Raw genomic sequence first — 25,443 nt, 5'->3', positions numbered from 1 at the left:
AGAGCTTAAACTAAGATGAATAAACTTATAGGTACATTATGTTTAATTGTGCTGGCAGGTGTAATGAATTCAATATTATTTAATGTAACGTTGGAAGATATGGCTATTGATTTAAAAGTGAATAGTTCTGCAATAAGTTGGATCGTTATTGCTTACACGCTGGTCACAACATTTGGTTCGGTTATATACAGTAAGCTTGCTTCTTATTTTCAAATTAAAAAGTTGTTGTTAATAGGAGTAACATTATTTACTTTAGGTTCTTTAATAGGATTTTATTCTAGCATCTTTACTGTGGTCTTGATAGGCCGTATTATTCAGGCAATGGGAGGCAGCTCATTTATCGCTCTATCCATGATTACAGCTACACAATATATTCCTTTACCTAAACGGAATGTTGCTCTTACCCTGATAGGTGGGTGTTTATCTTTAGGTTCTGGTTTAGGTTTCTTAATAGGTGGAATATTTGCTTTTACATGGGGCTGGCACTCTTTGTTTTTGCTAATGAGTCTAACATTCCTAACAGCAATTGGTATTTATTTTCTATTTCCTTCTGGATATGCAAGCAAAGAAAGGATAACAAAGCCCTTTGATATTCTAGGAATGTTCTACTTGGTCATATTTGTCACTTTTTTCATTTTAGGTGTAAAACTGAATATCTACCTACTTTTTCTATGTATAATCTCAGTATTTTTATTAGGATTACATAGTAAAAATAAAAAAATTGTTTTATTAGTTGATCCATCTGTATTTAGAAATTATTCTTACAATAGATTGATTTTAATTAGCTTTATGAATAATGCTGCTATGGTTGCAACTTTGTTTTTATTCCCTACATTGATGAATAGGACCTTCCACTTATCAGTTATACAGATAGGGTTCATTATTTGTATCGTTGCGATCGTTTCCTTCTTTATCAGCCTAATGATAAGAAAAATAGTTCAGGTTATAAGTAATGGAAAGTCAATGTTTCTATCTATATTGTTACAATTGCTTGGTTTTTGTATATTAGCGTTTTTTGGCACTCATTCCATTGTAATGGCCATATTAGGACTTTTTTTAATTTATTCAAGTTACGGTGCATTAACAGTGATTATAAACCTAGAAATACCACAACATTTAGAGCCGGAAAAAGCTGCGATGGGGTTGGGAATGTACAATCTTATAAATTTTTTAGGTATGTCTTTTGGACCATCCGTTTCAAGTAGGATACTAAGTGTTTACACCAATATTTCCTTTGTACTTCAGTGCTTCGCTGTTTTATTAGTGGTTATATTACTATTAATGTTTGCTGGAAGAAAGAATAGCCAACTTTCGTTAAAAAGAAACGTATCCTTAGAAAAGGACTGATGGCGTAGGTTTTTTACGAAGTCTGTAATTCATCTACTCTATTTTTCTGGCTATATATGTTTAAAGGGCATTGATCAAGGAAGAGTTAATGTTCTTTTTCCACAGTTTACTGGAACTATCGCGGCACATTCCTATAAAAACATGGTTGGATTGTGAATCATTTCACTTACATGAACAGATGCTTTTAAGAGGAAATTTAAATATTTTTAGTTAGAAAAAGGAATGTCTCCAAAATTGAGACATTCCTTTTTCTAAGCGTACAACTCACTTTCAATAAAACACTTTTAAAAAAATGCTATTTTTGCAAAGATAGTCGTTTTGGAATAAATATAGTTGTTTGTCATATTGTGTTAGAAAAGTAATGTAATAGATATATATTTTTTGTCTTAAAATAAGTATGAAGTGGTGATTAAATCATGCAAATTTTCTCATGGTTAAAAGGTCTTGTTTTTGGTGCTGTATGTTCAATTGTTACTGCATTCTTATTTATGGTAATCGGACAATCGTGGGCTGGGGGAGTAACCTCATTTTGGGGCGAAAGTTGGTTGTACTTCTCAGTCATCATTCCTTTTGCGATTATGTTTGCAGTACTAGGTGGTTATTTCCATCATAGAAAAGACTTATCAAATAAAAAACTTTGGTTGATAAGTCTTATATGTGCGTTTCTTGTAACCTTATACAGTGGAACGATTGGTGCTATTTTTGGTGAAACGATCGTTAGAGGCGGTATGGAAACGATAAACATTGATGACACATTAGTCTGGGGGACAATCTATGCTTTCGTTTTGCTTCCCCTGACTACGCCATTCGCAAGATTACTGATCGGATTCTTTTATCAACTTATTAGAAGATCATCAAAAACCCTAAAAACTTGAACCCTCCATAGAGGGTATTTTTATGCGCTTCTTAGCTTCTGTACAGTTGACTGATTTGATTTTTTTACATGTTGCAAGCTCTAGTTTATTCCATGAAATTATTTTCTAGAGAAAACAAAAGTCTATTTTAGAAGACAAAAAAAAGAATCAGTCGAAGCTGATTCCTAAGTGATATTAATGTGGTAAGAAAGCAAGTTGAATGAAAAACAATACCGCAAAGATATAGACTAGTGGATGAACATCTCTCCACTTTCCTTTCACTACTTTTAATATAGGATATGAGATAAATCCTAAGGCAATACCAGTTGCGATACTAGATGTTAATGGCATGCTTAAAATAATTAGGAAAGCAGGAAAGGCTTCATCTATTTCACCCCACTTAATATTGGCTACACTTCCAATCATTAAGCTTCCAACAATAATTAGGGCAGGTGCAGTAATGGCTGATAAACCAGAGACAGCACTGACTAAAGGCCCGAAGAAAGAAGAAATAATGAAAAGGATAGAAACAGTAAGTGTTGTTAGCCCTGTACGGCCTCCTGCAGCCACTCCTGAGGTAGATTCAACAAAAGCACTTGTTGGACTTGTCCCAAACATTGCGCCGATTGTTGTACCTAGAGAGTCAGCTAAGAGGGCTTCTCTCGCGCGAGGCATTGTTTTACCTTTCATCAGTCCTGCTTGTTCAGCAACACCTACCATTGTACCCGTAGTATCAAAAATTGTTACTAATAAAAATGAAAAGACAACTGCATATAAACTATGGTGGAACACATCAGCAAAAGCTGAAATAGGATTGTGAATAATAAACTCTGGTAAATGCGGTAGTCCAACAAATCCTTTGTCAAATGAAAGTTGTCCAGTAAAAAGTGCAATGATGGCAGTAATAATCATTCCAATGAATAACGCACCGTGAATATTTCTAGCCATTAGGATTAAGGTAATCGCTAATCCTACGAGAGCTAGAATAGTTAATGGACTGTGTAAGTCACCAAGCTGAACCAAATTGGATTCACTAGCTGTAATAATTCCCGTTTGTCTTAAACCGATAAAAGCAATAAATAATCCAATTCCTGCAGTAATCCCATGCTTAAGATTTTCAGGAATAGCTTCAATTAACTTACTTCTAAAAGGGGTTAAAGATAATATGATAAAAATAATACCTGCAACGAAAACTGCTGAAAAGGCAGTTATATAGTCAATATTTCCATGGCTACCAACTACTGAATAAGCAAAATACGCATTCATTCCCATACCTGGTGCAATGGCAATAGGGTAATTAGCGAAAAGTGCCATCCATAAAGTCCCAACTACAGCGGCGATGATGGTTGCCATAAATACTTGGTCAAATGGTACTCCTGCATCTGCAAGAATAACAGGGTTTACAACAACAATATATACCATCGTTAAGAAGGTAGTTAAACCGGCTATAAGCTCTGTTTTAACATTTGTGCCGTTTTCTTTCAATTTAAACAGCTTAAGCATAAAATATTTCCTCCAAAAGACGAACATTTTTAAATACATATTATATATTATTCGTTTATTTAAATTTAAGCAACCATTATTTTAACATTTTTTTAAGAGATAGCAAAGGAAATGCTCTTAATGATAGCTTTTCCAGAATTATCATAAATTACTTGTCTAAATGGAACAAAAAAAGCAACGAAATGGTTTTCGTTGCTTTCGATCTTACTCATCATTTTTATTTTTTTTAGATAAGCGTCCATTTTTCTTGGCAGCTTCACGAAGAATAAATTCAATGTGACTGTTAACACTGCGAAATTCATCTGCTGCCCATTTTTGTAGTGTTTCGTAAAGTTCTGGGTCTATACGCAATGGAAAGCTTTTTTTCTTAGCCATTCATATGCCTCTTTAATATAAAGTTCCTGTATTAATTACTGGTTGTGTAGCTTTATCTGAAACAATAGCAACGAGCAAATTATTGACTAATTGAACCCTACGCTCATCATCTAATTCGATTATATTCCCCTGTTCTAGTTGTTTAATGGCAAGCTGTGCCATACCAACTGCACCTTCAACAATCTTCTGACGTGCGGAGATAATGGCTGACGCTTGTTGGCGTTGGAGCATTGCTTGAGCAATTTCTGTTGAATAGGCTAGATGAGTGAGTCTTGCCTCAATAACCTGTACTCCAGCAACATTTAAACGATCCTGTAGTTCCTTTGCTAGCTCATTCGATACTTCTTCAGCATTGCCTCTTAACGTTAATTCGACATTGTCATACGTATCATAAGGATATTTTGTAGCGACATGACGGATGGCTGTTTCACTTTGAATTTCCACAAATTGCTCATACTGATCAACATCGAATACTGCTTTTGCTGAATCAATTACTTTGAAAACAATAACAGCAGCAATTTCAATCGGATTTCCTTCCACATCATTTACTTTCAATTTTTTGCTATTAAAGTTTCTAACCCTTAAGGAAACTGTTCGTCTTAATGTAAATGGTACGGTTAAAAATAGACCACTTTCGCGAATAGTACCAAGGTATTTTCCAAAGAAAGTAACGACACCTGCTTGATTTGGTTGGATAATGGTGATCCCTGACCCAAGTACGCCTGCGATCAATACAAATAAAATCGCTAACACTAAATTTTCTTTGAAAAACATGAAAACTGCTAGCCCTAAAAGCACGATAATTAATAAAACGGCTAAAAAGCCATTAAGTTGAAATACTTTTTTCTCTTTCATTATTAATCCCCCTTTGAATCATATCTTAATCATATTATTATGATATCACTTTTGTATAATAATGTAAATCATTTGGGGGAGAAGTACAAAAAAACTTCGCCCATAGTTTAATGCGAAGTTAAAAATAAGTGATGAGATTAATTTAATTTTGTTGTTATCTGTTTATTATACATTTGTCCTACAATTATAAAATACTGTTTAAAAGAAGATAAATTAAACCAGACAAAGTTGCCGAAATAGGTAATGTAATGACCCATGTAATAACCATTCTCTTAGCGGTATCCCACTTAACACCTTTAATTCTGTGTGCTGATCCAACACCTAGAATGGAAGAGGAGATAACATGAGTTGTACTTACTGGTAGGTGAATAAAAGTTGCACCAAAGATAATAAATGCTGAACTTAAATCAGCTGCTACCCCATTGATTGGTCTAATTTTCATAATTTTTCCGCCAACAGTTTTTATGATCTTCCAGCCACCGATGGATGTACCTAATCCCATGGCGGTTGCACAGGATGCTTGAACCCAAAACGGAATATCAGATGATGAAGCATAGCCATTAGCGATTAACGCCATTGTAATGATTCCCATTGCCTTCTGAGCATCGTTTGTCCCATGGGTATATGATTGTAAAGCAGCCGTAAAAATTTGAACAAGACGGAATCGCTTATTGGTTTGTGCCAAATTGAAATTTTTGAATACAACTTTAAATATGCTATAGACAATGAAACCTATAGCAAACGCTATAATTGGAGATAAAATAAGTGCCTCTAAAATATTCAAAAATCCCTTGTAATTTAATGAAGCAAAACCTGCAGCGGCAATAGCTGCACCTGCGATAGAACCGATAATCGCATGGGAAGAGCTGCTAGGTATACCGAAATACCAAGTAAGTAAATTCCATATAATCGCTGCGAGCAACGCAGATAAAATAACAACGGAACCATTTGGTAATGTAAACGGATCAACAATATCTTTCGTAATTGTTTTTGCGACACCTGTAAATGTCATCGCACCTACAAAGTTCATTATTGCTGCCATGATGATGGCATGTCTAGGTTTTAGCGCCTTTGTTGACACAGCCGTAGCAATCGCATTCGCAGTATCATGAAATCCGTTGATGAAATCAAATGCCAGAGCGCAAACAACGATTAATATAGTAATAAGTAAAAAACTATCCATATAAAAAGACTCCTTATGCGTTCTTCATAATAATGGTTTCTAGAATGTTTGCAACACTTTGGCAATAATCGGCAATTTCTTCGAGATCCTCATATACTTCTTTGTATTTAATTAAACGAATAGGATCCTTTTCATTTTTGAAAAGTTCTTTAATAGACTCTCTTAATACATCATCACACATGGACTCATACTCTTTGATTTTGATTGCATGTGGTCGCATACTAGGGAGTTTCTTACTAAACATAAGCTCGATGGCTTTATCAATTTCAACGGTACAATTTCTAATCGCATCAACGAATTTATACATATAGTCATCAGCGGCAGTGATATTATACACTTCAAAAATATACGCACAGTGCTCTAATCCGTCTAAAATATCATCGAGACTATTCGTTAGTGTTAATAAATCTTCCCTTTCAATTGGAGTAATAAATGTATCATTTAACTCCAAAATCATTTGATGAACGTATGTATCGCCTTGTGATTCATATTCTTTCATTTTTTGGGCGAAGATTTTTAAATCACTTGTACTATTCAGTTTATAGTCCGCGAAATAATTCATACTTTCTCTTAAATTCGTAGAGATTTCCCCTAATAAAACTGCAAATTTGTCCTTCTTGTTCTTAAATACCATAGAGAGCCTCCTAAAAGCTTTGTATTATCAAACGTATTTATTTTATATGATTTTGTGAAAAGATTAAAGAAATATGTCGATTTTTTTTGTGTATTCGCTTACAATTATGTCTATTTTATATCCTCATGTTTTCTATAGTTTTCACAGTTTTTCTATAAATATCTGAGGATTTTTGCTTATTTGGAACTATTATTCGACAAATTTCGATTAAATATTACTATTTTTTCTCGAGGTTGAGATTTATTAAGTCGAGGTATTAGGAGAATTAGTTATTCATTAATGGAGCAAAATAAGTGAATGATGATCTACTCATCAACTTAGAGAAATTTAGGAAGGGATGCAGACAATTATGACAAATGTAAATTTAGCAATCGTATATTATAGCTCAACAGGAACGAACTATCAGCTTTCAAAGTGGGCTGAAGAAGCTGCAAAAGAAGCTGGAGCAGAAGTAAAGGTATTAAAGGTCGAGGAATTAGCACCTACAGCTGCCATTGAATCGAATCCAGCTTGGAAGAAACATGTCGAGGAAACACAACATGTTCCAGTTGCGACTCAAGCCGATTTAGAATGGGCAGATGCAATTATTTTCAGTGCACCTACTCGTTTTGGAAATATTCCTTCACAAATGAAGCAATTTTTAGATACATTAGGTGGATTTTGGGCGCAAGGAAAGACGGTAAATAAAGTAGTCAGTGCAATGGCATCAGCTGGGAATGTAAATGGGGGACAAGAGCAAACCATTCATACAATCTACACGTCAATGATGCATTGGGGTGCAATCATTGTCGCACCGGGTTATACGGATGAATCGATCTATAAAGCAGGTGGAAATCCATACGGAACAACTGTAACTGTAACAGAAAAAGGAATCGTGGAAGATGCAGAAGCAGCCGTAAAGCATCAAGCAAAACGTACAGTTCAAGTGGCAGAATGGGTAAAAGCAGGTTTGCAATAAAAGAATTAGCTGAAAATCTCCTACACATCGTAGGGGATTTTTTTATTGTCAAATAATTAAAAATAGAGTAAAATATCAGTAATATAAAATACTCCTGACCTGTACTACCATTCAGGCAATCCGGAGTATATTTCTTTTCTTTGTAATTATTTTCAAACTGTAAAATCTGTTCACATTTCTCACCGAAATGCATCCAACAGGTTATGAACCAGTTTTCCACCTATGGGGGAGGACTGGTTTTTTATTGTGTTTATTTAAGGCTCTTTCTCAAACATTGTTGCTATTTAAGGAAATTTATAACTATTAAATATCGACTGAGGATCGCTACACGTATCATTTTACTGAGAAAGAGCCAATCTCCATAAGGACCTCTAAAATCCTTTATTGGGAGTAAAAGCCGGTAGTTGGGCTTTTACAAAAGCAACAAACGATACGAAAACAGCCTTATTTAAAAAATGGTTCTGTTTTTAAACATTCAGTAGTATTTTTTACTCAATTTACTAAAAAAGTGATCTTAAAAGAAGGGGTGAATAAAACTGACTGAGACGTTAAGTGGAATTAGGGTTCTGGATTTAACGAGAGTTCTAGCTGGACCATTATGTACGATGATTTTAGGTGATCTAGGGGCAGAGGTTATTAAAGTTGAGGCACCTGGCGGTAGTGATGATACAAGAAATTGGGGACCGCCATTCAAAAATGGAGTGAGTGCGTATTATTTATGTGCCAATCGAAATAAAAAGAGTATCACTGTCGATCTCAAATCTGAACAAGGAAAGGAAATTATTAAAACTCTTGTAAAAGAATGTGATGTGGTCATCCATAATTTTAAAACAGGAACGATGGAACGCTTAGGTTTAGACTATGAAATATTAGCAAAGATCAACCCAAAAATCGTGTACTGTTCAATAACTGGCTTTGGAGAGACGGGTCCATATAAGGATTTGGCTGGGTATGATTATATCATTCAAGCAATGTCTGGTTTAATGAGCATTACAGGTGATGAAGGGTCAGGTCCGCAAAAGGTTGGTGTTGCCATTACTGATATTTTAACTGGATTATATGCTTGTATCGGAATACAGGCGGCTCTATTAGAAAGAAATCAGTCAGGAACAGGGCAAAAGCTGGATCTCTCACTTTTTGATGCGGGAGTCAGTGCTTTAGTGAATATTGCAAGCAATTATTTAATGTCTGAAAAAATACCTGGCCTTATAGGGAATTCACATGCCAATATTGTTCCTTACCAAACATTTGATACTTCAAATGGGAAAATGGTGATTGCGGTAGGAAATGACCGCCAATTCAAAAAATTTGTAGATATATTAGGACTAGAATATTTATCGGAATCTCCACGCTTTCAAACGAATGCAAAGCGTGTCGAACATCGCCAAGAATTAATTCCAATTTTACAAAAAATACTGCTATCAAAACCTACTGAATATTGGCAAGATCATTGCCAGCAACAAGGGATTCCTTGTGGACCGATTAACACAATCGATAAGGTTTTTAATGATCCACAAGTTCGCGCAAGGGAAATGATGATTGAAACTACGCATCCACAGGCAGGTGACATTAAGCTAGTTGGAAGTCCACTTAAATTATCAAAAACACCAATAAAAATAAAATATCCCCCGCCTTTAGTAGGCGAGCATAATGATGAAATCTTCAAAGACCTGGGTTATTCACAAAATAAATAGGAGAGTGAGAATAAATGAATTTTGATTTTTCCGAAGAACAAGTAATGTTGCGTGAGACTGTAAGAAGTTTTGTTGATAAAGAGATCATACCTTTTATAGGAGAATGGGACTCAAAAGGAATATTTGAACCGAGCATTATGAATCGATTAGCCGAGCTAGGTTTAATGGGAGTATGTATTCCTGAGGCGTATGGTGGAAGTGGGATGGATTATAATGCATTGGCGATAGTATGCGAGGAGCTGGAAAGAGGAGATACAGCATATCGTACGGCTGTTTCCGTGCATACGGGTTTAAACAGCTTAACTTTACTTCAATGGGGGACCGAGGAACAAAAGCAAAAATACTTAACCCCTCAAGCTAAAGGAATAAAGGTCGGTGCATTTGGATTAACTGAACCAGGTGCAGGATCAGATGTAGCAGCATTAAATACGACTGCTGTAAAAGATGGTGATGATTATATTATAAATGGTCAAAAGACATGGATTTCTTTATGCGATGTAGCTGATCATTTTCTTGTTTTTGCTTATACTGATAAAAGTAAGAAACACCACGGGATATCAGCCTTTATTGTCGAAAGAACCATGCCAGGTTTTTCTTCAAAAGCGATAAAAAATAAACACGGAATCCGAGCTGGGAATACAGGCGAAATCTTTTTTGACCAAGTAAGAGTACCGAAGGAAAATCTTCTTGGTCAAGAAGGAGAAGGGTTTAAAATCGCAATGTCTGCCTTAGATAATGGACGATTTACAGTAGCAGCTGGTGCGTGTGGATTAATTATGGCTTCATTAGAGGAAAGTGTGAAATATTGCCATGAACGAAAAACATTTGGCAAGGAAATAGGGAGACACCAGCTTGTTCAGCAAATGATTGCCAAAATGGAAGCAGGACTTCAAATGAGCCGTCTTCTAGTCTATCGGGTAGGTGAACTCAAAAATAAAGGTGTCCGTAATACACGCGAAACTTCATTAGCAAAGTGGCAAGCCTGTGACTTTGCCAATAAAGCCGCTGACGACGCGGTACAGATTCATGGAGCCTATGGATACTCAGATGAATATCCTGTAGCAAGATTTTTAAGAAATTCTAAGGCACCTGTAATTTATGAAGGAACTCGAGAGATTCATACAATTATGCAGGCAGAATATGTGTTAGGATATCGCCAAGATAAGCCATTAAGTAAAATGCTTCCATCATGGCCATTTGCAGTAGATAACAACTTAGTTGAGAAATAATGACAGTCTACCTTTTTCTATTCACGGAAAAAAATGCTGTAAACTATTAAAGCTGGCAGTAGAGCTTTTACAAAAGCAATAAAATTGAAAAGGGGTCCGAATAAAACTAAGTAGTTCAGATACTGTGGAGAAAATGTGAAAAAACAGATGAAATAACATACTAAAACACAGTATGTTTAGCAACAGAAATAACAGCATAAATAGCAAACAGAGACGCTTGGATTTTAATATCCAAGCGTTTTGTTTTCATATTGTCTTGTTAAACTAAGCACCTGTTGTCCGACAAAAATATTTAATGTGTACTTTCATAGTATTGTTATATCAATATGGAAAAAGTGGGTTCATCGAAGGTCATTATATTATCTTCTGAAAAACCAAATTTTAAATAAAATAATTTGCCTGCTTCATTTTCAGGATTAACCGTTAAATTCAGACGATTACAAGAAGGATGGTTATTTTTAATATGTCTGATTAATTCATTTAATGCTTTTGAGCCCAATCCGTTTCTTTGAAATCTTTTATCTATGAAAAAATGAAATAGCCAGTAATCGTCTTTACTATCTGGTGTATAATGCAGATTGAAAAAGCCTACAATCTCATTTTTATTGTAAATTCCATATGGCTCTACTACTTTTCCACCTGGTCTTATATATGCTTTAGCAAGAGCAATAGCAACGGGAGGATTAACAGATGCAACAAATTTATGTTGTTCTTCAAAGACGGATAATTCAAGTGCTTCTCGCCAATTGTCTGAACTTATTAATTTAATGTATATGTCTGACATACTACACCTCATTAATTATTACTCAGTTTTTTAACCAAACCTGTTTTGTTAATGTACAAATTCAACAAAAAGAGCTTGCAATCCTTCTTCAACTAACCTGCTACTTTTAGAAAAATATTTCACAATCTCTGTTATTTTTTTACATAAAATCTCAATTACCTACTTGATTTATGATAATCAACATAGCAAATAGCGTGCGCATTAACATAATAATTAACTTTTGACAATAGCTGTTGTCATTATGTTAATGGGGTTGTGATTTTGTAAGCTATTTTAATGTTAATATTCAATAATTATTGGTATATAAAGGAAAAAAAGAGACCGAATCATATGCGATTTGGTCTGCTAATTAGCAGGCTATTTCGTATGTTTCTCCACAAAAACGGAACTACCTAATACAAAAACAGCCCCTTTTATTAACTATTCTGTTTATTTTTTTCGCAAGTAAGTAAATATTGCTTATGTAAATCTTTTAATGCGGAAGTTAACGCATTATAGGCTTTGCCAAAATAACAATTTTTTAAAGTATCTAAAGGAGCTTCAATCCCGTCTTTAAGGCTATAGCCTTTTAACAAATGGGAAATGAAATCACGTCCGTGTTCGGTCGCTAATGTACATGTAGCTTCAACAATGACCCCGTACTTCCGGTCGATTTCAGCGGTAATTGTTAAGGTTTCATAAATACTTTTTGCTGCCATTCCGGCAGGTAGCTTCGCATGACCAGCAATGAAATATGTGTTCATTATATCCCTCATTTGATGAAAAATTTTGAAAAGTCTATTTTGAGTTATTATACAATAAAAGGGCTTATCTAAAAAGTAAAGGGGTCATGCCCCTTTTACTAATTAACCCGTTTTATGTATGTTTCAAATATCTCTGGTTGATCATTGAATGGTGCGATGCATTTGACTTTTTCTTCTGTAAATGGGTGGACAAAGGTCAATTCTCTAGCATGTAGGGCTTGTCTAGGGAAAAGTGGTTTCCCACCGTATAATAAATCCCCGACTAATGGGTGACCAATATGGCTTAAATGAACTCTAATTTGATGGGTTCTACCTGTATCTAATGAACACTGTATGAGTGACATTTTTTCTTTCATAAATTTTTGTATGACTAACACCCTTGTTTGTGCTGATTGCCCTGATTTCGAAACTCTGCGCCGTGTTGCATGGTGACGATCCCGACCGATTGGTTCATTAATCTTGAGGGAAGAAGGCTGAATGATCCCATGGACTAACGCATAATAAGTCCTTTTTATCTTTCTTTCATTTAGCAAACGGTCTAAAATGGCATGACTTAATGCATGTTTAGCAAATAAAACGGCACCCGAAGTATCCTTGTCAAGTCGATGAATATGACGAACACGCCTTTTCTCTCCTTTTTGCTGCAAGTAAAAGGCAACCCCATTTGCTAGTGTATTTAGCTGTCCTTCGGAATTTGGATGTGTATCCATACCAGCAGGCTTATTGACAACGATTAAATGATCATCTTCAAATAATACGTCAATGGCAAGCTGTTGAGGGATCACGCCATAATCTTCCTCAGTAAATAATGCAATTGATATTTCCGTTCCCAAGGAAAGTGGCTTCGACCAGTTGATAGTTTGATCATCAATTTTTACCAATTTTTCCATTCGCCATTGATGTAATAGTTTCTTAGGTACCTTCCAATTTTCTTTGAAAATAGCTTCTGCAGTAAGGTTTTCCCACTGTTGTGGCACCCTAAATTGAAACCACTTTCCTGATTTATTTATCCACATATTTTTTCCTTTCACATGGTCATAATTACCACAATTTTTTACAGTTTTAATGTGTTATTCTGTAACTAATAATAGCAAGTTTCTTTAAAGTAATACAATAAAAGGGTGGGTCATTTGTGAAGGTCTTATATGCATCAACGGAAGAACAGGAGAAGAAAATAGTAGAATTAATTAATCAACTGTATACACAGATTTTTCCTTTCTACTACGAAGATGAAGAAATTGCTGAATTTAAAAAAATGGGAGTATTACATATAGAACAACTCCATTTTGAAAATTTTAATACCTTAAAAGATGCTTTTCAAGTAATTGCAAGTTTACAAACAATTATTACAATCTTGGAAGAGAAAATGCAAAAACCACTTCATCATTACTACGGAAAACTTTTTAATCGAAATATTGACCTATTGGAAAAATATGATATATTTTTTCCATTTAATTATTCCATATTTAATCGCAAGGATAAAATATTATTTGATTCATTTTCTATTTATAAAAAAGCTGCAAACGAAATACTCATTTAAAAAAGCTCTTTTTAAATTTGTGAAAAGAATTGAAAAAAGGTGGTCTTTTTGAGATGAACCTAAATCTAACGTTGGGGATCATCTCATTTTGGACCACTTTTTTTAAAGAATGCACGTTATTTAATTAAAGTTTTTACTAATAACTATCGGCTGAAGATCGCTACACTCAGAAAAGAGCAACAATCTTCATAAGAACCCTAAAATCCTTTAATGGGTGTAAAAGCCGGCAGTTGGGCTTTTACAAAGCAATAAACGATATGAAAACAGCCTAAAGGTTAGGATGTTCATTACTCATTACCTTCATCATTTTTTGTGTGTTTAAACACGATGATACTAGAAATAAAAATGAAAATGAATGCTATAAGAGCAAGGAAGGGAATAGTAATAAATCCTAGCCAATTAATATATTCTCCTGTGCATGAGACAGGCCCACAGGAAGGGGCATGTTGACTGAAAATAGAAATCTTCTGTATTGAATAATGATAAAGAGATGTCAGTAAACCAATACCGGATAAGACAGCTACATAAAGGGAAAGCTGGAATTCTTTTCTTACGATTGATATACCGATTAGTATTGTTAATGGATACATAAGTATGCGCTGAAACCAGCAAAGCTCACACGGAACAAAATGGCGAACTTCAGAAAAGTACAAACTTCCTAATGTGGCGACAATGGATACTGTCCAAGCGAAATTCCAAAAGAACACTTTACGATTATTATTCGTTTGCATTGACTAACTCCTTTAATCGACTAGTAATAAAATTATAGTCTTTTTACTTAAAAAAAGGAATAATCAAGTGGCAATTATCCATTTGTTCACAATATGTTCTTAAACAAAAGACTCTTTTCTCAAACATTGTTGCTATTTAAGGAAAGGTGTAACAAATCAGTTGGGATTTTACAAAAGCAACAAACAATACGAAAACAGCCTAACAAAAAAAGGCCGTTCTAAAAAGCTAGAACGACCCGTTATCGAGTAACTAAATCTGGGTATGGTGAAATGCTTCACTGCTGGTTAAATCTTCTGTGACACCACTCATTTCATTAGCATGGTCAATATATCTAAACAAAGAATAGAGACTGCGTTCAATGACGGTATAGTCATGTGAGAAATGATAGGCGTGGAGAAGATGTTCGATTCGTTTTGAAAGCATATCATCTTTTGTTCGTACCATTAAAATTAATAAATTATCCCATTGTGAACGATGGGTATAATATAAGGCACGATCATAATCAACTTGATTCAAGACTAATCTCCTCCTTTGATGTTCGATTGAACTCAGCAAGTGAAATAGTCACTTAAAGGAGTTATTTGTATTATATGCAGCACATATAGAATATGTCGCTGTAAAACTTGGCGATGGCGATATTTATAACTTGTTTATTTTTGTCATGGATAAATGATGAAAAGTGTTAAAGAAGGTGCTGTTGCTATTTAAGTGAAGTTTTAACAAATAACGATCTGCCTGGAGTAAAAAGCGACAAACTTTATAAGAATCACCGAAAATTTTATACAAACAGCGTACGATACGAAAACAGCGTTAGGAAAAATATGTTATTATTAAGTGAATAATGAGAATACTATCATTCTGCGGAGGAAAAGGATTGAAAACATTTCTTTATCGCTATTTATGGCTGGGAAAAATGCTATCCATTTTTATGGAGATTTTTTATCTTTTTGCTGTTTTTTCATTGGTTTATAAAGAGAGACATTCATTTTTCGATTTGGCCATTATCACATTTTTGATTATGATGGGCAGAAATTTTGGAAATACACTAGCCTCAACCTCATTGCGATTAAATATCGCTTTACTTTTTAGCGCTAAATCCGTATTCATTTTAATTGCCTATTATTTGTTATCAGAACATTCGTTGTATATCGTTTTACCTACAATTGTCCTATCAGCTATTGATGGTTATATAAAATATCAATCCAATCGACCTTACTTAAGCATTACTAAAAGAGAAGAAATAGCAACTGTTGGTGGATTTCAATCGTTTATTGACCAAATTACGATGATTATTGGATGGCTTCTTTCCATTACTCTATTTGTTCAAGTAAACTCTTTTGGTTTACTAATTATAGCTTGTCTTTTGGGACTTATTTGTTGCCTTATATATAGTAGTAGTCCTAAAAATAAGAATATGATGATGCAAAAAGCAGGTGATGTTAAACAACCATTTCAATTGTTTAAAAATAGGATTTCTTTCCTATTTATGATTGATATGATATTCAATATTGCTTGGGTCTCGTCAATGATATTTGCTTTTGTAGAAAACCATTTAAAGCAGGGAATTGTTTGGTGGGGGATTTTTAATAGTACCTATATTTTAGGCATGCTAATGGTTCATTTTATAATAAACAAATACCATATGTTTTTTGCTTATCGACGTTGGAAAGTCCAATTTTTCCTGACAATAGTGACAATATTATTCGTTGCTGTTTTTGCTTTTAATCTGAATATTTATCTTTCGTTGTTTTTAATACTTTTCTTTGGCTTTAGTCAACAACTAAAAGAAAAAATCCTCTATACTGAATTAATGAAGCAAATGGATATCCAGACAATATCGAATTTTCATCAAAGGCTAAGTATCCAATCTTCCTTCGTGATATCCGTATGTGTTTTAGGTGCTGGATGGATCGTAGATCATTTTGGTATACAAGCGATCTATCTTGTAATAGGGCTAGTTTCATGCCTTTCACTGCCATTCTACATTTCTAAAATGCGTAAACAAGCTGCATGACATCAGGTCATTCAGCTTGTTTATCCTCAGTTCGATTCATAAAAAAACCACTAAAAAATACAATTCCTGAGCAAAAAAAGAGGCCCATAGTAAATAACATCCAGCTTAAGGTCAAATCAATACTTAATTCCATTTTTTTTGCTCCAAATACATAGACAAGTCCTGAAAGTAATGCGATGCTGAAAAATAATGCAAAGGGGCGATTTTTATTTGGATGGTTTTCTTTATACATTTTCCTTGAGTATCGAACCCCCATTATTGTAGCGACAATTAGGAATAACATGACTCCTATCAATAATATGAATCCCATGAAAATCCTCCATTCTATCGTGAATATTTTATCATATACACGATACAAAATAGATGAATGATATTAGGCATTTTATCAAACATTAAAAGTAAAACTAAAAAAAGGCGGAAATGAAGGGATGATTAAAATTAAACAATGGTTCTTGATCATTTGCATACTTTTATGTGTATTTGTTACTGAACAGGATATTCATGCAGAATCCTCTTCATTTCAAGTAGCTTTTATTAGAAATGGGGATCTGTGGACTAAAATTAATAGGGAAGAACAGCAATTAACGAAAGGTGGAGCAGTGACCAACCCTAAATGGTCGTTCGATGGAACCTGGCTTGCATATAAAAAGAAAGATGAGCTTTGGGCCTATCATATGGTTACGAAAAAACACTTTTTACTCTATAAAAGCTCTGCCTCGAACTATCAATGGTCACCAGTCGATAATGTTCTCGCTTTCCAGTATGATGGAACCCTTAACATCATTGATATGAGCAGTAAAAATAAAAGTGTAAGTAATATTTCTGTAGGTATAGGAAATTACTCATGGTCCCCGGACGGTAAAGAATTTTTAGCTTCTTCTACAGCAACTATTCAGCCCACTGGGTGGACAAATGTTGAATTGTACAAAATTCCTATCGATTCTAAGAAAAAAATCGAACATTTTTATACACTGCCAACACAATCGAAGGATTTTTTTGCCATTCAAACAAGTCAATTTAAGTATTCAGAAGATGGGATGTGGATTGCCTTTTTAGCTATACCTACTGCATCTTGGTCAATGGATGAAAATCGATTATGTATGATTCGGACGGATGGTACGAACTTCATGAATTTAGATTCCATGATTTTGAATGATGCTTGGTTTAAATGGGCGCCCACTAAAAACTTCCTTGCCTATATTTCTGGTGAAGGAAGGATGGCGATTGAGAACAAGCATTTAAAGATAAAGGTCTTGCCAACAATGAAATCTAATTCTACTTATACCCCGAAAGGCTATGTGGATTGGGATTTTACTTGGCATAATCCATCCCTCATAACCATAGCGAGAGCAAAAGAATCGGAGTGGTCTAATAATCCTAGCAAAAGACCTTTACCTTCTTTATATCAAATTGATATAAAGTCCATGCAACAAAATAAAATTACCTCACCGAAGAGCGACTATGGGGATTACCGACCAGAGTATATTTCAAAGGAGAGGAAACTTACATGGTTACGCTCGAATCGACAGACGACAGATATGTGGTTAGCAAATAGCGAAGGAAAGCAAGCAAAAATTTTCATTCAACAGATTGATACGGTACCTGATTATTATGAAAAGAGGAATTGGGATGAGGTCATCGATATCTTTCAAAAATGATTGAGGGGGAGACAAGGTTCTCCTCTTATTTATTTGGTATTCTTTTCCCTGACATTCATATCTTCTAATTTTTTCATTGATTTAAGTGTAAGACGGAAAACTTCACTCTTGTCGGTAAAGAATTCCCTTCTGCTTCTCTTTAAAAAATAATAAATGGAATATAAAAGAAAAGAAACGGATGGTTATAATTCCACTACATGAATAGTCCACCACTTTCATATATTGTGTTAAAGATGGTTTGTAACTTGTGCGCAGTTTTGGACTTTTTTAGCGGTGTCTATTCATGAAGGGAGAATCGAGTATGAGACATGATGATCAAAAATCATTAGAATATGCAATCTCTGAAATAACAGAAATCGCTTCTGGTTTTGGCTTAGATTTTTATCCGATGAGATATGAAATATGTCCTGCAGATATTATTTATACGTTTGGTGCCTATGGAATGCCTACCCGTTTTTCCCATTGGAGCTTTGGAAAACAGTTTTTTAAAATGAAGCTTCATTATGATTTAGGACTTAGCAAGATTTATGAATTGGTGATTAATTCGAATCCGTGCTATGCCTTTTTGCTTGATTCAAATTCTTTAATCCAAAATAAATTAATCGTTGCTCATGTTTTAGCCCATTGTGATTTCTTCAAAAATAATATTCGATTCCAAAATACGAAACGAGATATGGTAGAAAGCATGTCCGCAACAGCAGAAAGAATTCGTGCGTATGAATTAAAATATGGAAAAAAGGAAGTAGAAACCTTTATTGATGCGGTTTTAGCTATTGAAGAACATATCGACCCTTCATTAATGAGACCGAAGCTTGCATGGACCATGGATGATGAAGAGGAATGGGAGGAAGAAGAAAAAAGTACACCATCTCCATATGATGACTTATGGTCATTGGATCAAACAGAAAAAAAATCAGTCAAAAAGAAAAAGAAGAAGAAATTCCCTCCTGCACCTGAGAAGGATATCATGCTTTTTATTGAACAGTATAGTCGTGAACTATCTGACTGGCAAAGGGATATTATGACGATGATTCGTGAAGAAATGCTTTATTTTTGGCCACAGCTAGAAACAAAAATCATGAATGAAGGCTGGGCATCATTCTGGCACCAGCGTATCCTACGTGAAATGGATTTAACGAGTGATGAGGCTATAGAATTTGCTAAATTAAACGCTGGGGTTGTTCAGCCATCAAAGACTGGAATCAATCCATATTATTTAGGCGTAAAAATATTTGAAGATATCGAGGAGCGGTGGAATAATCCAACTGAAGAAATGATCAAACGTGGCGAAAAACCAGGTACTGGGCGCGAAAAAATGTTTGAGGTTAGAGAGATTGAAGGCGATATTTCCTTCCTACGAAATTATTTAACAAAGGATCTAGTCATGCGGGAAGATATGTATTTATTCCAAAAGCAAGGTCGGGACTATAAAATAGTAGATAAAGAATGGGAAAAGGTCCGAGATCAGCTCGTAAATATGCGAGTCAATGGTGGTTTCCCCTATATCACGGTCAATGATGGAGATTATATGAAAAATGGAGAATTGTACCTCAAACATTGGTATGAAGGCATTGAATTAGACTTAAAATACTTAGAAAAAGTTCTGCCCTATCTTCATCAACTTTGGGGAAGAACAGTCCATTTAGAATCAGTAGTTGAAAATAAAGAACTACTATTTAGCTATGACGGGCGCACAGTGCAAAGAAAGTATTTATAAGCGGGAGATGAGTGAGTATGGGATTCATGCTCACTTTTTTATTGAGAATAGTTAAATAATGTGTTTATTGGTCCATATGTAGTTTTTTTATTCCTATTAAATGGCAAATTATTTTTTAAAATTTTTAAAAAATTATTGAAAATTAAATTTAATATTGTCTTAATTTATATATAATGAAAGTGATCGAATAATGAGGGGGTTAAGATGAAAAAAGTTAGATTTCAGTTATTTATATTCGGTTTAACAATGTTGTTTTTTCTACTGGCTTCTCGATATATGGGGCTACATCCGTCAGGTTATGATTTTACAGCTACAGATACTATGATAGAAGTAAGAAAAGGAATTTTTTCACCTCAGACTGTTCAGGTTAAAATTTCAGATGCTACTGCACTTAGTTTAGCAAAAATTGAAGTAGCCATAATCAATTTACAAAACCATTGGTATTACTATGTATTTATACTCTCATTAATGGTAGCCCTTGTTTTAGGGGTTTTTAATAGTAAATATAGATTTAATTTAAGCTTATTAACCTACTCAAGTTGGTATTTTTTACTATTACTCATTGTAATAGGAGGAGGCTGTTTTATTTTCAATAAGGACATTAGCAATGTCAACGCCCTTTTTCATTCGTTTGATATAATCAAGTAAATCATATTGCCCGTTTGTCCAGTATTTCAGTGTTATTATATTACTCCGATACCATTTAATTTTTAGTACATCCGTAATGAATAGTAGATGTGGACAAAGGAGGTATTATTCCTTTCTTAAATGGATGCAAGATATGAATTTTCTAATCGCTCATGAGGTTACTGATGTACTACTTATCATATCCAAAAGAAATGGTTCCACATATTAGATTAGAGATGTTTTTGAAACGAAAGACGATATAGAGGAATTTTGGTGTTTGGAATATTTGGTCAAGGAATTACCTGATGAATGTAAGGCCATATTAAACGATTAATAAGATTAGGAGAGACTCGGACAGAAGACGAAAACTTACTAGTAAAGTAATTATCCATGAACCAAGATAAAGCAGGCGAAAAAAAATACTTTTGACAATAATGTAGGATTAATGGGGTTTCATATGAAACAAATAACAACATTTTAACCAAAGTTTTAATAAAACTATCTAGAATAATGGTTTTGCTTAGAAGAGGCTGCAAATTTGTGTTTTAATTTTATAGGTAACCAGTTTAGAAGAAGCGATGGCAAAATTCTTTTGACCATCGCTTTTGTGCTTCTTATAGATTAAATTAATCCACTTATTAAACAATAGAGGATTACCAATCAATACCATGTTATATTTTATTTTGGAATTGGAGGTACAAAATGCAAATCAAATTAATCATCGATGAGAAAATTGAAGAAACAGAAATCCAGATTCATGCTAATACTTTTACGGATGAAATTGAACAAATAATGAAGTTTTTAAAGTCCTCAAAAACTGAAGTCATTGATGGGTATTTACAACAGGAGATATACATGTTGAAAATCTCAGATATATTTTTTGTTTATTCAGAAGGGACAAAAGTTTATTTTCAAACAGACGAAGATGAATATGAATCAAAACTTAAGCTATATGAAGTGGAGGAAATTTTAGAAAAGGACTTTGTGCGTGTAAATAAATCAACTCTCGTGAATATATCTAAAATTTCATTTATGAAGATGGAGAAAATCGGCATGATGCAACTCGTAATGGAAAATGGGACGACAGCTCATGTAAGTCGCAAGTATTTAAAAAACCTCAAGAAACGACTGGGAATTGGGAGGGATGGGAAATGAAAAGAAGTTTTCACTATGCACTTCTGGGAGGTCTAATTGGTTTAAGTACCTCTTACATCATCATTACAATTGTATTATTACTAAATCCAAATGAAGTAATGAATGGTTCAAAGCTTTTAGTGGAATGTATTTTAGCAATTGCTCTTGGAGTAGGTTGTGGTCTTATTTCGCTTATTTTTTATTATGATCGATATTCAAGTTTTGTTAAATTAACGATTCATTATGTGGTCATTTTAATCCTTGTGTTAATTTGTGGGGCAATTGGTGATTGGTATGAAAACCCTATCGAACAACCCATTAGTTTTATCCTATTTATTACGATTCAGATTGTCGTTTATATCGTGATTTTTACTGTGATTTATTGGATTGATTTACGAGAGGTAAAAAAAATTAATGAGAAGTTAAAAAGAAGATAATTTTGAGGGTAAAGATTAGGTTAACAAAAGAGAGAGCGTTCAAGGATATTATTTATTTCTAGTTCAAAATCTATCAAAAAAGTTTCAAAAAATGGGAATCACCCATTGATACGAGTAAAATTAGGAGTTTGAAAAATTATGAAAAAATTCTACTGGTTTATCTTCAATTTTTTAATTATTGCAGTAGCTTGTTATGTCGCTGTTCAATATTTTATTATGGACGGAACCCATGCAGGGTTTGTTCAAATGAAATTGATGTTTCTTTCTAAGCTAAGTACATTTTGGTATATCGTGTTATTTATACATGCTGCAACAAGTATAGTGGTGTTGGTAATTGGTCCTTTCACCATATCGAGAAGGTTTAGAGAAAAAAATATCAGTCGCCATCGAATATTGGGTAGGATCTATATGGCTGGCATATTATTCGGTGGTCCGACAGGGTTATATTTATCTTTTTATGCTACTGGAGGATTAGTAGGAAAGACTGGTTTCGGTCTATTATCTATATTCTGGATGATATCAGCATATAATGCATTTAATAGAGTTAAGAATATGCAAATTCAGGAACATCAAAATTGGATGATCAGAAACTATTCTTTAACCTTCGCCGCAGTTACATTAAGAATATGGTTACCTTTATTTGTGTGGCTGTTTGGCTTAGAGAATTTTGAACTTAGTTATGCTGTTATTTCCTGGTTAGCTTGGGTACCAAATCTAATAATGGCAGAGGTGGTTATTAAACAAAATCTACGGAAAAGCCATTATCAGAAGAACAACCATCTTGACATTGTGAAGAAACCTACTTAAATAGTAATGGCATTTCTGTAAGACAAAAACGTTACTAAAGGAGGAGGGGATTTGAAGAACATTATTGAATATTTACTTAGAGATTCACCATTCTGAAGAACGAATACGTGCTTATTAAAGCTCATATAATAATTAATCTTTTCTAGAAATATTCAAGGAGAGAATTGATACATAAAATGAAGATGAATAGTAAGTGGAAGGTTAGGTTGATTTAGGAGGTTCCTTAAGGCGGAGGGGTGTATTGGATGGATAATATTGAATTACTGAATTTAGTTCCTAAGTTTTTAGATTTTTACAATAGAGCAAATGATGAAGACATTAGTGAAAATCAAAGATGGCAATTATGGGAAGAGAATTACAATTTTGCAGCGGTTCCACCTGGGGATGAAGGAAGAAAAATAGCTAGAGATTTATTTCAACATGCCTGGGAAAGATACCACCAGCATATTGATTATTTAAATAGGTGGGAACCAAGCAAAAAGGATATAGAGGCTACTCTAACACGAATTAAATATTTATTAGGATATGATAAAGTAATTGATCTAGTTGTTATTTATTTTGTTGGCTTTTTTGAAAATAATGCTTTTGTTGCTCCATATGATGAAAACAGATTAGCTCTTTGCCTTCCAGTTGAGTCATCTAGCGGATCTATTATTACACTTTCACATGAATTAACACATATTGTACACGCGAAAACAGCGAATTTAACTAGTCAGTGGGAACGTTCAGTAGGTTCTACAATTTTACAAGAAGGATTGGCAACCCAAGTTAGTAAATATATTGTACAAAATGAACCTGATGAAGCTTATATTGAGCATAGAAACGGTTGGCTTAATGAGTGTAAATTACATTAACAGATATGATTAAAGGGATAATACCATATCTTGAAGATTCTTCTTCTGAGGCAATTCATCAGTTTACATTCGGTAATGGAACAACCAATTTAGAAAGAGAAGCCTATTTTGTTGGGTGGGAGATCGTTCGATATCTACTCGAACAAGGAGTATCTTTTAAACAGATGGCTAGCATACAGGAAGAGGATATACCCAATTATTTAAGAGAAATATTAGTAGAGTTAAATCAATGGATAGATTAGGGAATTTGAAATAACGTACTAATCTAATGAAAAATAAGTTTGTATTTATCTCTAAAAAGAACACATTCGTATTAAGGTAGGAACAAATAAAGAAAATATATTTAATGGGGGGAGAGGTCGTGGAACAATGGCTTAATGTCCAAACACTTATCTGGTTATTCCCGATTGCATTTGTTCTACATGACTTGGAAGAAATTATTATGGTTGAGAGGTGGATGGATAAGAACAGACATGTTATCTATGACAAGTTACCAAAAAAAATTGCCGATAAAGTGATTAAACAATTTTCAATGTCTACGGCACAATTTTCCGTTGCCGTATTTGTTATTTTTATTTTTGTAAGTAGTTCAACCTATATGGCAAGTCAATATATTAATGGTGGTCCACTTGGCAATATTTATTTTTTTACTATTATGCTATTAATCTTCTTTATACATGTCTTTACTCATATTGGGCAGTCTATTACTCTTCGGTCCATTACTCCAGGTGTTATAACTTCTATAGTCATAATTTTTCCTTATAGCATAATAATGTTTAATTCATTATTCGAAAATCAATTAATTACTTGGAACACGATTTATGTCAGCTTACCTTTTATTATATTCATTGTTCCTGTTTTGTTTTTTGCTCATTGGCTTGGAAAAAAAGCGATATAGTTTCAACTTAATCAAAGCGCGGCTTGCTTTAAAATTTTTATTCCTAGATGTTTATTTATTGACTTTAATCCACTACATGATAAAGATGTCTATAGGACGTTGAATTTAAGGGGGAGAATATGGAATCTAAGCTAATTATTATACGAGGAAACTCAGGGAGTGGAAAAACAACGACAGCGAAAAATCTTCAAAATGATTTGGGGCATGGAACGCTCTTGGTTTCTCAGGATATTGTTCGACGTGAAATGTTGAAGGTCCATGATAGAGATGGGAACCTCTCAATTGATTTGATTCGCCAAATCACAGAATACGGTAAAGATAGATGTGAGTTTGTTATTGTCGAGGGTATTCTGTATAAACATCGTTATGGTGAAATGTTGAATCACTTAATCCAGTTTTTTAATCAAAAGGCATATACATATTATTTTGATTTATCTTTTGAGGAAACAGTCAAACGTCATAACTCAAGTTCGAAAAAGATGGAATTCGGAGAAGATTCTTTACGCGACTGGTGGACTCCAAATGATTATCTAGGAGTAGATGGAGAAAAGATCTTAACTAATGATATGTCACAAAACGATGTATTGAAATTGATATTAAATCAACTGCAAATGTAGTTATTCTGATTAGGTTATTCATTCGGTTATAGAATAAGATGATTTAATAAGGAAAGTGGCCTAATTAGAAGGGATTTTTTGATTAGGCTTTTATGAATAAGAATTGATTCTCTGGAGCAAAATTAGAGGTCATGTAAAGCAGGGACTAAAATTGTTGAAAATCATATACCTTAGTTATAGATGATGTTAATCGAAGAAAGATTAATGCTTTCTTTGTAGAAATTTTTATGTTCGGAAAATTATTGGTAA

Annotated in this window: 28 protein-coding genes; 17 read left to right on the top strand and 11 right to left on the bottom strand. The window is 33.9% G+C overall.

Annotation, left to right across the window (positions count from 1 at the left end):
• The first annotated feature begins 15 nt into the window (after positions 1-15).
• Both NST63_RS19000 and NST63_RS18995 read left to right on the top strand, forming a co-directional pair.
• On the top strand, positions 16-1,347 hold the full coding sequence (locus tag NST63_RS19000; protein ID WP_341043417.1) for an MFS transporter: 1,332 nt from the start codon (positions 16-18) through the stop codon (positions 1,345-1,347).
• A 416-nt stretch (positions 1,348-1,763) separates the two neighbouring features.
• Positions 1,764-2,222: a hypothetical protein gene (locus NST63_RS18995; protein ID WP_341043416.1), complete on the top strand. Its 459-nt coding sequence runs from the start codon at positions 1,764-1,766 to the stop codon at positions 2,220-2,222.
• A gap of 174 nt (positions 2,223-2,396) precedes the next feature.
• Here the strand turns inward: NST63_RS18995 and NST63_RS18990 are convergent, their stop codons facing one another.
• From NST63_RS18990 to NST63_RS18970, 5 genes are all read right to left on the bottom strand, one after another.
• Positions 2,397-3,695 carry an NCS2 family permease gene (locus NST63_RS18990; RefSeq protein WP_341044218.1) on the bottom strand — a complete coding sequence of 433 codons (1,299 nt, stop codon included), beginning with the start codon at positions 3,693-3,695 and terminating at the stop codon, positions 2,397-2,399.
• Positions 3,696-3,908: 213 nt separating this feature from the next.
• Positions 3,909-4,079: an Arc family DNA-binding protein gene (locus NST63_RS18985; protein WP_065107292.1), complete on the bottom strand. Its 171-nt coding sequence runs from the start codon at positions 4,077-4,079 to the stop codon at positions 3,909-3,911.
• 12 nt (positions 4,080-4,091) lie between these two features.
• The gene (locus tag NST63_RS18980; RefSeq protein ID WP_071977140.1) at positions 4,092-4,934 is read right to left on the bottom strand and encodes an SPFH domain-containing protein; all 843 of its coding nucleotides are present in this window, start codon (positions 4,932-4,934) and stop codon (positions 4,092-4,094) included.
• A gap of 184 nt (positions 4,935-5,118) precedes the next feature.
• Positions 5,119-6,117 (bottom strand): inorganic phosphate transporter, encoded by a 999-nt coding sequence (locus NST63_RS18975; RefSeq protein ID WP_212946621.1) that lies wholly within the window; start codon positions 6,115-6,117, stop codon positions 5,119-5,121.
• Between the two features lie 13 nt (positions 6,118-6,130).
• On the bottom strand, positions 6,131-6,751 hold the full coding sequence (locus NST63_RS18970; RefSeq protein ID WP_058004969.1) for a DUF47 domain-containing protein: 621 nt from the start codon (positions 6,749-6,751) through the stop codon (positions 6,131-6,133).
• Positions 6,752-7,100: 349 nt separating this feature from the next.
• On the opposite strand from NST63_RS18970, the gene wrbA reads away from it, so the two are divergent.
• The 3 genes from wrbA (at position 7,101) to NST63_RS18955 (ending at position 10,632) form a co-directional block, all read left to right on the top strand.
• Positions 7,101-7,709: an NAD(P)H:quinone oxidoreductase gene (gene wrbA, locus NST63_RS18965; RefSeq protein ID WP_341043415.1), complete on the top strand. Its 609-nt coding sequence runs from the start codon at positions 7,101-7,103 to the stop codon at positions 7,707-7,709.
• A 536-nt stretch (positions 7,710-8,245) separates the two neighbouring features.
• Positions 8,246-9,403: a CaiB/BaiF CoA transferase family protein gene (locus NST63_RS18960; protein WP_341044217.1), complete on the top strand. Its 1,158-nt coding sequence runs from the start codon at positions 8,246-8,248 to the stop codon at positions 9,401-9,403.
• Between the two features lie 14 nt (positions 9,404-9,417).
• A complete protein-coding gene (locus tag NST63_RS18955) occupies positions 9,418-10,632 on the top strand; it encodes an acyl-CoA dehydrogenase family protein (RefSeq protein ID WP_212946627.1) in 1,215 nt (404 codons plus the stop codon).
• Positions 10,633-10,948: 316 nt separating this feature from the next.
• On the opposite strand, the gene NST63_RS18950 is transcribed toward NST63_RS18955, so the two are convergent.
• The 3 genes from NST63_RS18950 to NST63_RS18940 form a co-directional block, all read right to left on the bottom strand.
• Positions 10,949-11,416 carry a GNAT family N-acetyltransferase gene (locus tag NST63_RS18950; RefSeq protein WP_212942653.1) on the bottom strand — a complete coding sequence of 156 codons (468 nt, stop codon included), beginning with the start codon at positions 11,414-11,416 and terminating at the stop codon, positions 10,949-10,951.
• 416 nt (positions 11,417-11,832) lie between these two features.
• Complete coding sequence (locus tag NST63_RS18945; protein WP_058004973.1) at positions 11,833-12,159, bottom strand: DUF3870 domain-containing protein; 327 nt, start codon at positions 12,157-12,159, stop codon at positions 11,833-11,835.
• A 98-nt stretch (positions 12,160-12,257) separates the two neighbouring features.
• Positions 12,258-13,136 carry an RluA family pseudouridine synthase gene (locus NST63_RS18940; protein WP_341043414.1) on the bottom strand — a complete coding sequence of 293 codons (879 nt, stop codon included), beginning with the start codon at positions 13,134-13,136 and terminating at the stop codon, positions 12,258-12,260.
• A gap of 155 nt (positions 13,137-13,291) precedes the next feature.
• Here NST63_RS18940 and NST63_RS18935 point away from each other — a divergent pair, with 155 nt between their 5' ends.
• Positions 13,292-13,699, top strand: coding sequence for a DUF5365 family protein (locus NST63_RS18935; protein ID WP_058004975.1), 408 nt, complete (start codon positions 13,292-13,294; stop codon positions 13,697-13,699).
• A 287-nt stretch (positions 13,700-13,986) separates the two neighbouring features.
• On the opposite strand, the gene NST63_RS18930 is transcribed toward NST63_RS18935, so the two are convergent.
• Both NST63_RS18930 and NST63_RS18925 read right to left on the bottom strand, forming a co-directional pair.
• Positions 13,987-14,430 (bottom strand): disulfide oxidoreductase, encoded by a 444-nt coding sequence (locus tag NST63_RS18930; protein ID WP_341043413.1) that lies wholly within the window; start codon positions 14,428-14,430, stop codon positions 13,987-13,989.
• Positions 14,431-14,680: 250 nt separating this feature from the next.
• Positions 14,681-14,947, bottom strand: a complete 267-nt coding sequence (locus NST63_RS18925) for a YhdB family protein (protein ID WP_058004977.1) — start codon at positions 14,945-14,947, stop codon at positions 14,681-14,683.
• A 358-nt stretch (positions 14,948-15,305) separates the two neighbouring features.
• Here NST63_RS18925 and NST63_RS18920 point away from each other — a divergent pair, with 358 nt between their 5' ends.
• Positions 15,306-16,445: a hypothetical protein gene (locus NST63_RS18920; protein WP_212942647.1), complete on the top strand. Its 1,140-nt coding sequence runs from the start codon at positions 15,306-15,308 to the stop codon at positions 16,443-16,445.
• A gap of 7 nt (positions 16,446-16,452) precedes the next feature.
• Here NST63_RS18920 and NST63_RS18915 read toward each other — a convergent pair whose 3' ends face one another.
• Complete coding sequence (locus tag NST63_RS18915; protein WP_212942645.1) at positions 16,453-16,755, bottom strand: hypothetical protein; 303 nt, start codon at positions 16,753-16,755, stop codon at positions 16,453-16,455.
• 118 nt (positions 16,756-16,873) lie between these two features.
• Here NST63_RS18915 and NST63_RS18910 point away from each other — a divergent pair, with 118 nt between their 5' ends.
• From NST63_RS18910 to NST63_RS18865, 10 genes are all read left to right on the top strand, one after another.
• Entirely contained in the window at positions 16,874-18,103 is a 1,230-nt protein-coding gene (locus NST63_RS18910; RefSeq protein ID WP_341043412.1) for a translocation protein TolB, read from the top strand.
• 301 nt (positions 18,104-18,404) lie between these two features.
• Positions 18,405-19,820 (top strand): SpoVR family protein, encoded by a 1,416-nt coding sequence (locus NST63_RS18905; protein ID WP_212942643.1) that lies wholly within the window; start codon positions 18,405-18,407, stop codon positions 19,818-19,820.
• Positions 19,821-20,024: 204 nt separating this feature from the next.
• Positions 20,025-20,468 carry a hypothetical protein gene (locus NST63_RS18900; RefSeq protein WP_341043411.1) on the top strand — a complete coding sequence of 148 codons (444 nt, stop codon included), beginning with the start codon at positions 20,025-20,027 and terminating at the stop codon, positions 20,466-20,468.
• A 681-nt stretch (positions 20,469-21,149) separates the two neighbouring features.
• Positions 21,150-21,602, top strand: coding sequence for a LytTR family DNA-binding domain-containing protein (locus tag NST63_RS18895; protein WP_212942641.1), 453 nt, complete (start codon positions 21,150-21,152; stop codon positions 21,600-21,602).
• Positions 21,599-22,018 carry a DUF3021 domain-containing protein gene (locus tag NST63_RS18890; RefSeq protein WP_212942640.1) on the top strand — a complete coding sequence of 140 codons (420 nt, stop codon included), beginning with the start codon at positions 21,599-21,601 and terminating at the stop codon, positions 22,016-22,018. The genes NST63_RS18895 and NST63_RS18890 overlap by 4 nt, the downstream gene beginning before the upstream one ends.
• Positions 22,019-22,156: 138 nt before the next feature.
• Positions 22,157-22,825, top strand: coding sequence for a DUF2306 domain-containing protein (locus tag NST63_RS18885; protein WP_212942638.1), 669 nt, complete (start codon positions 22,157-22,159; stop codon positions 22,823-22,825).
• Between the two features lie 245 nt (positions 22,826-23,070).
• Complete coding sequence (locus NST63_RS18880) at positions 23,071-23,679, top strand: hypothetical protein (protein ID WP_341043410.1); 609 nt, start codon at positions 23,071-23,073, stop codon at positions 23,677-23,679.
• Between the two features lie 5 nt (positions 23,680-23,684).
• Positions 23,685-23,921: a hypothetical protein gene (locus tag NST63_RS18875; RefSeq protein WP_341043409.1), complete on the top strand. Its 237-nt coding sequence runs from the start codon at positions 23,685-23,687 to the stop codon at positions 23,919-23,921.
• Between the two features lie 119 nt (positions 23,922-24,040).
• Positions 24,041-24,577 (top strand): HXXEE domain-containing protein, encoded by a 537-nt coding sequence (locus NST63_RS18870; protein WP_341043408.1) that lies wholly within the window; start codon positions 24,041-24,043, stop codon positions 24,575-24,577.
• A 119-nt stretch (positions 24,578-24,696) separates the two neighbouring features.
• Entirely contained in the window at positions 24,697-25,194 is a 498-nt protein-coding gene (locus tag NST63_RS18865) for a kinase (protein WP_341043407.1), read from the top strand.
• The last annotated feature ends 249 nt before the right edge of the window (positions 25,195-25,443 follow it).

It is taken from the genome of Heyndrickxia sp. FSL W8-0496 (assembly GCF_038007825.1).
GTDB classification, from domain to species: Bacteria; Bacillota; Bacilli; order Bacillales; family Bacillaceae_C; genus Heyndrickxia; species Heyndrickxia oleronia.
Note: the sequence above shows the minus strand (reverse complement) of the source record. Positions and strands in the feature narration are given on the sequence as shown.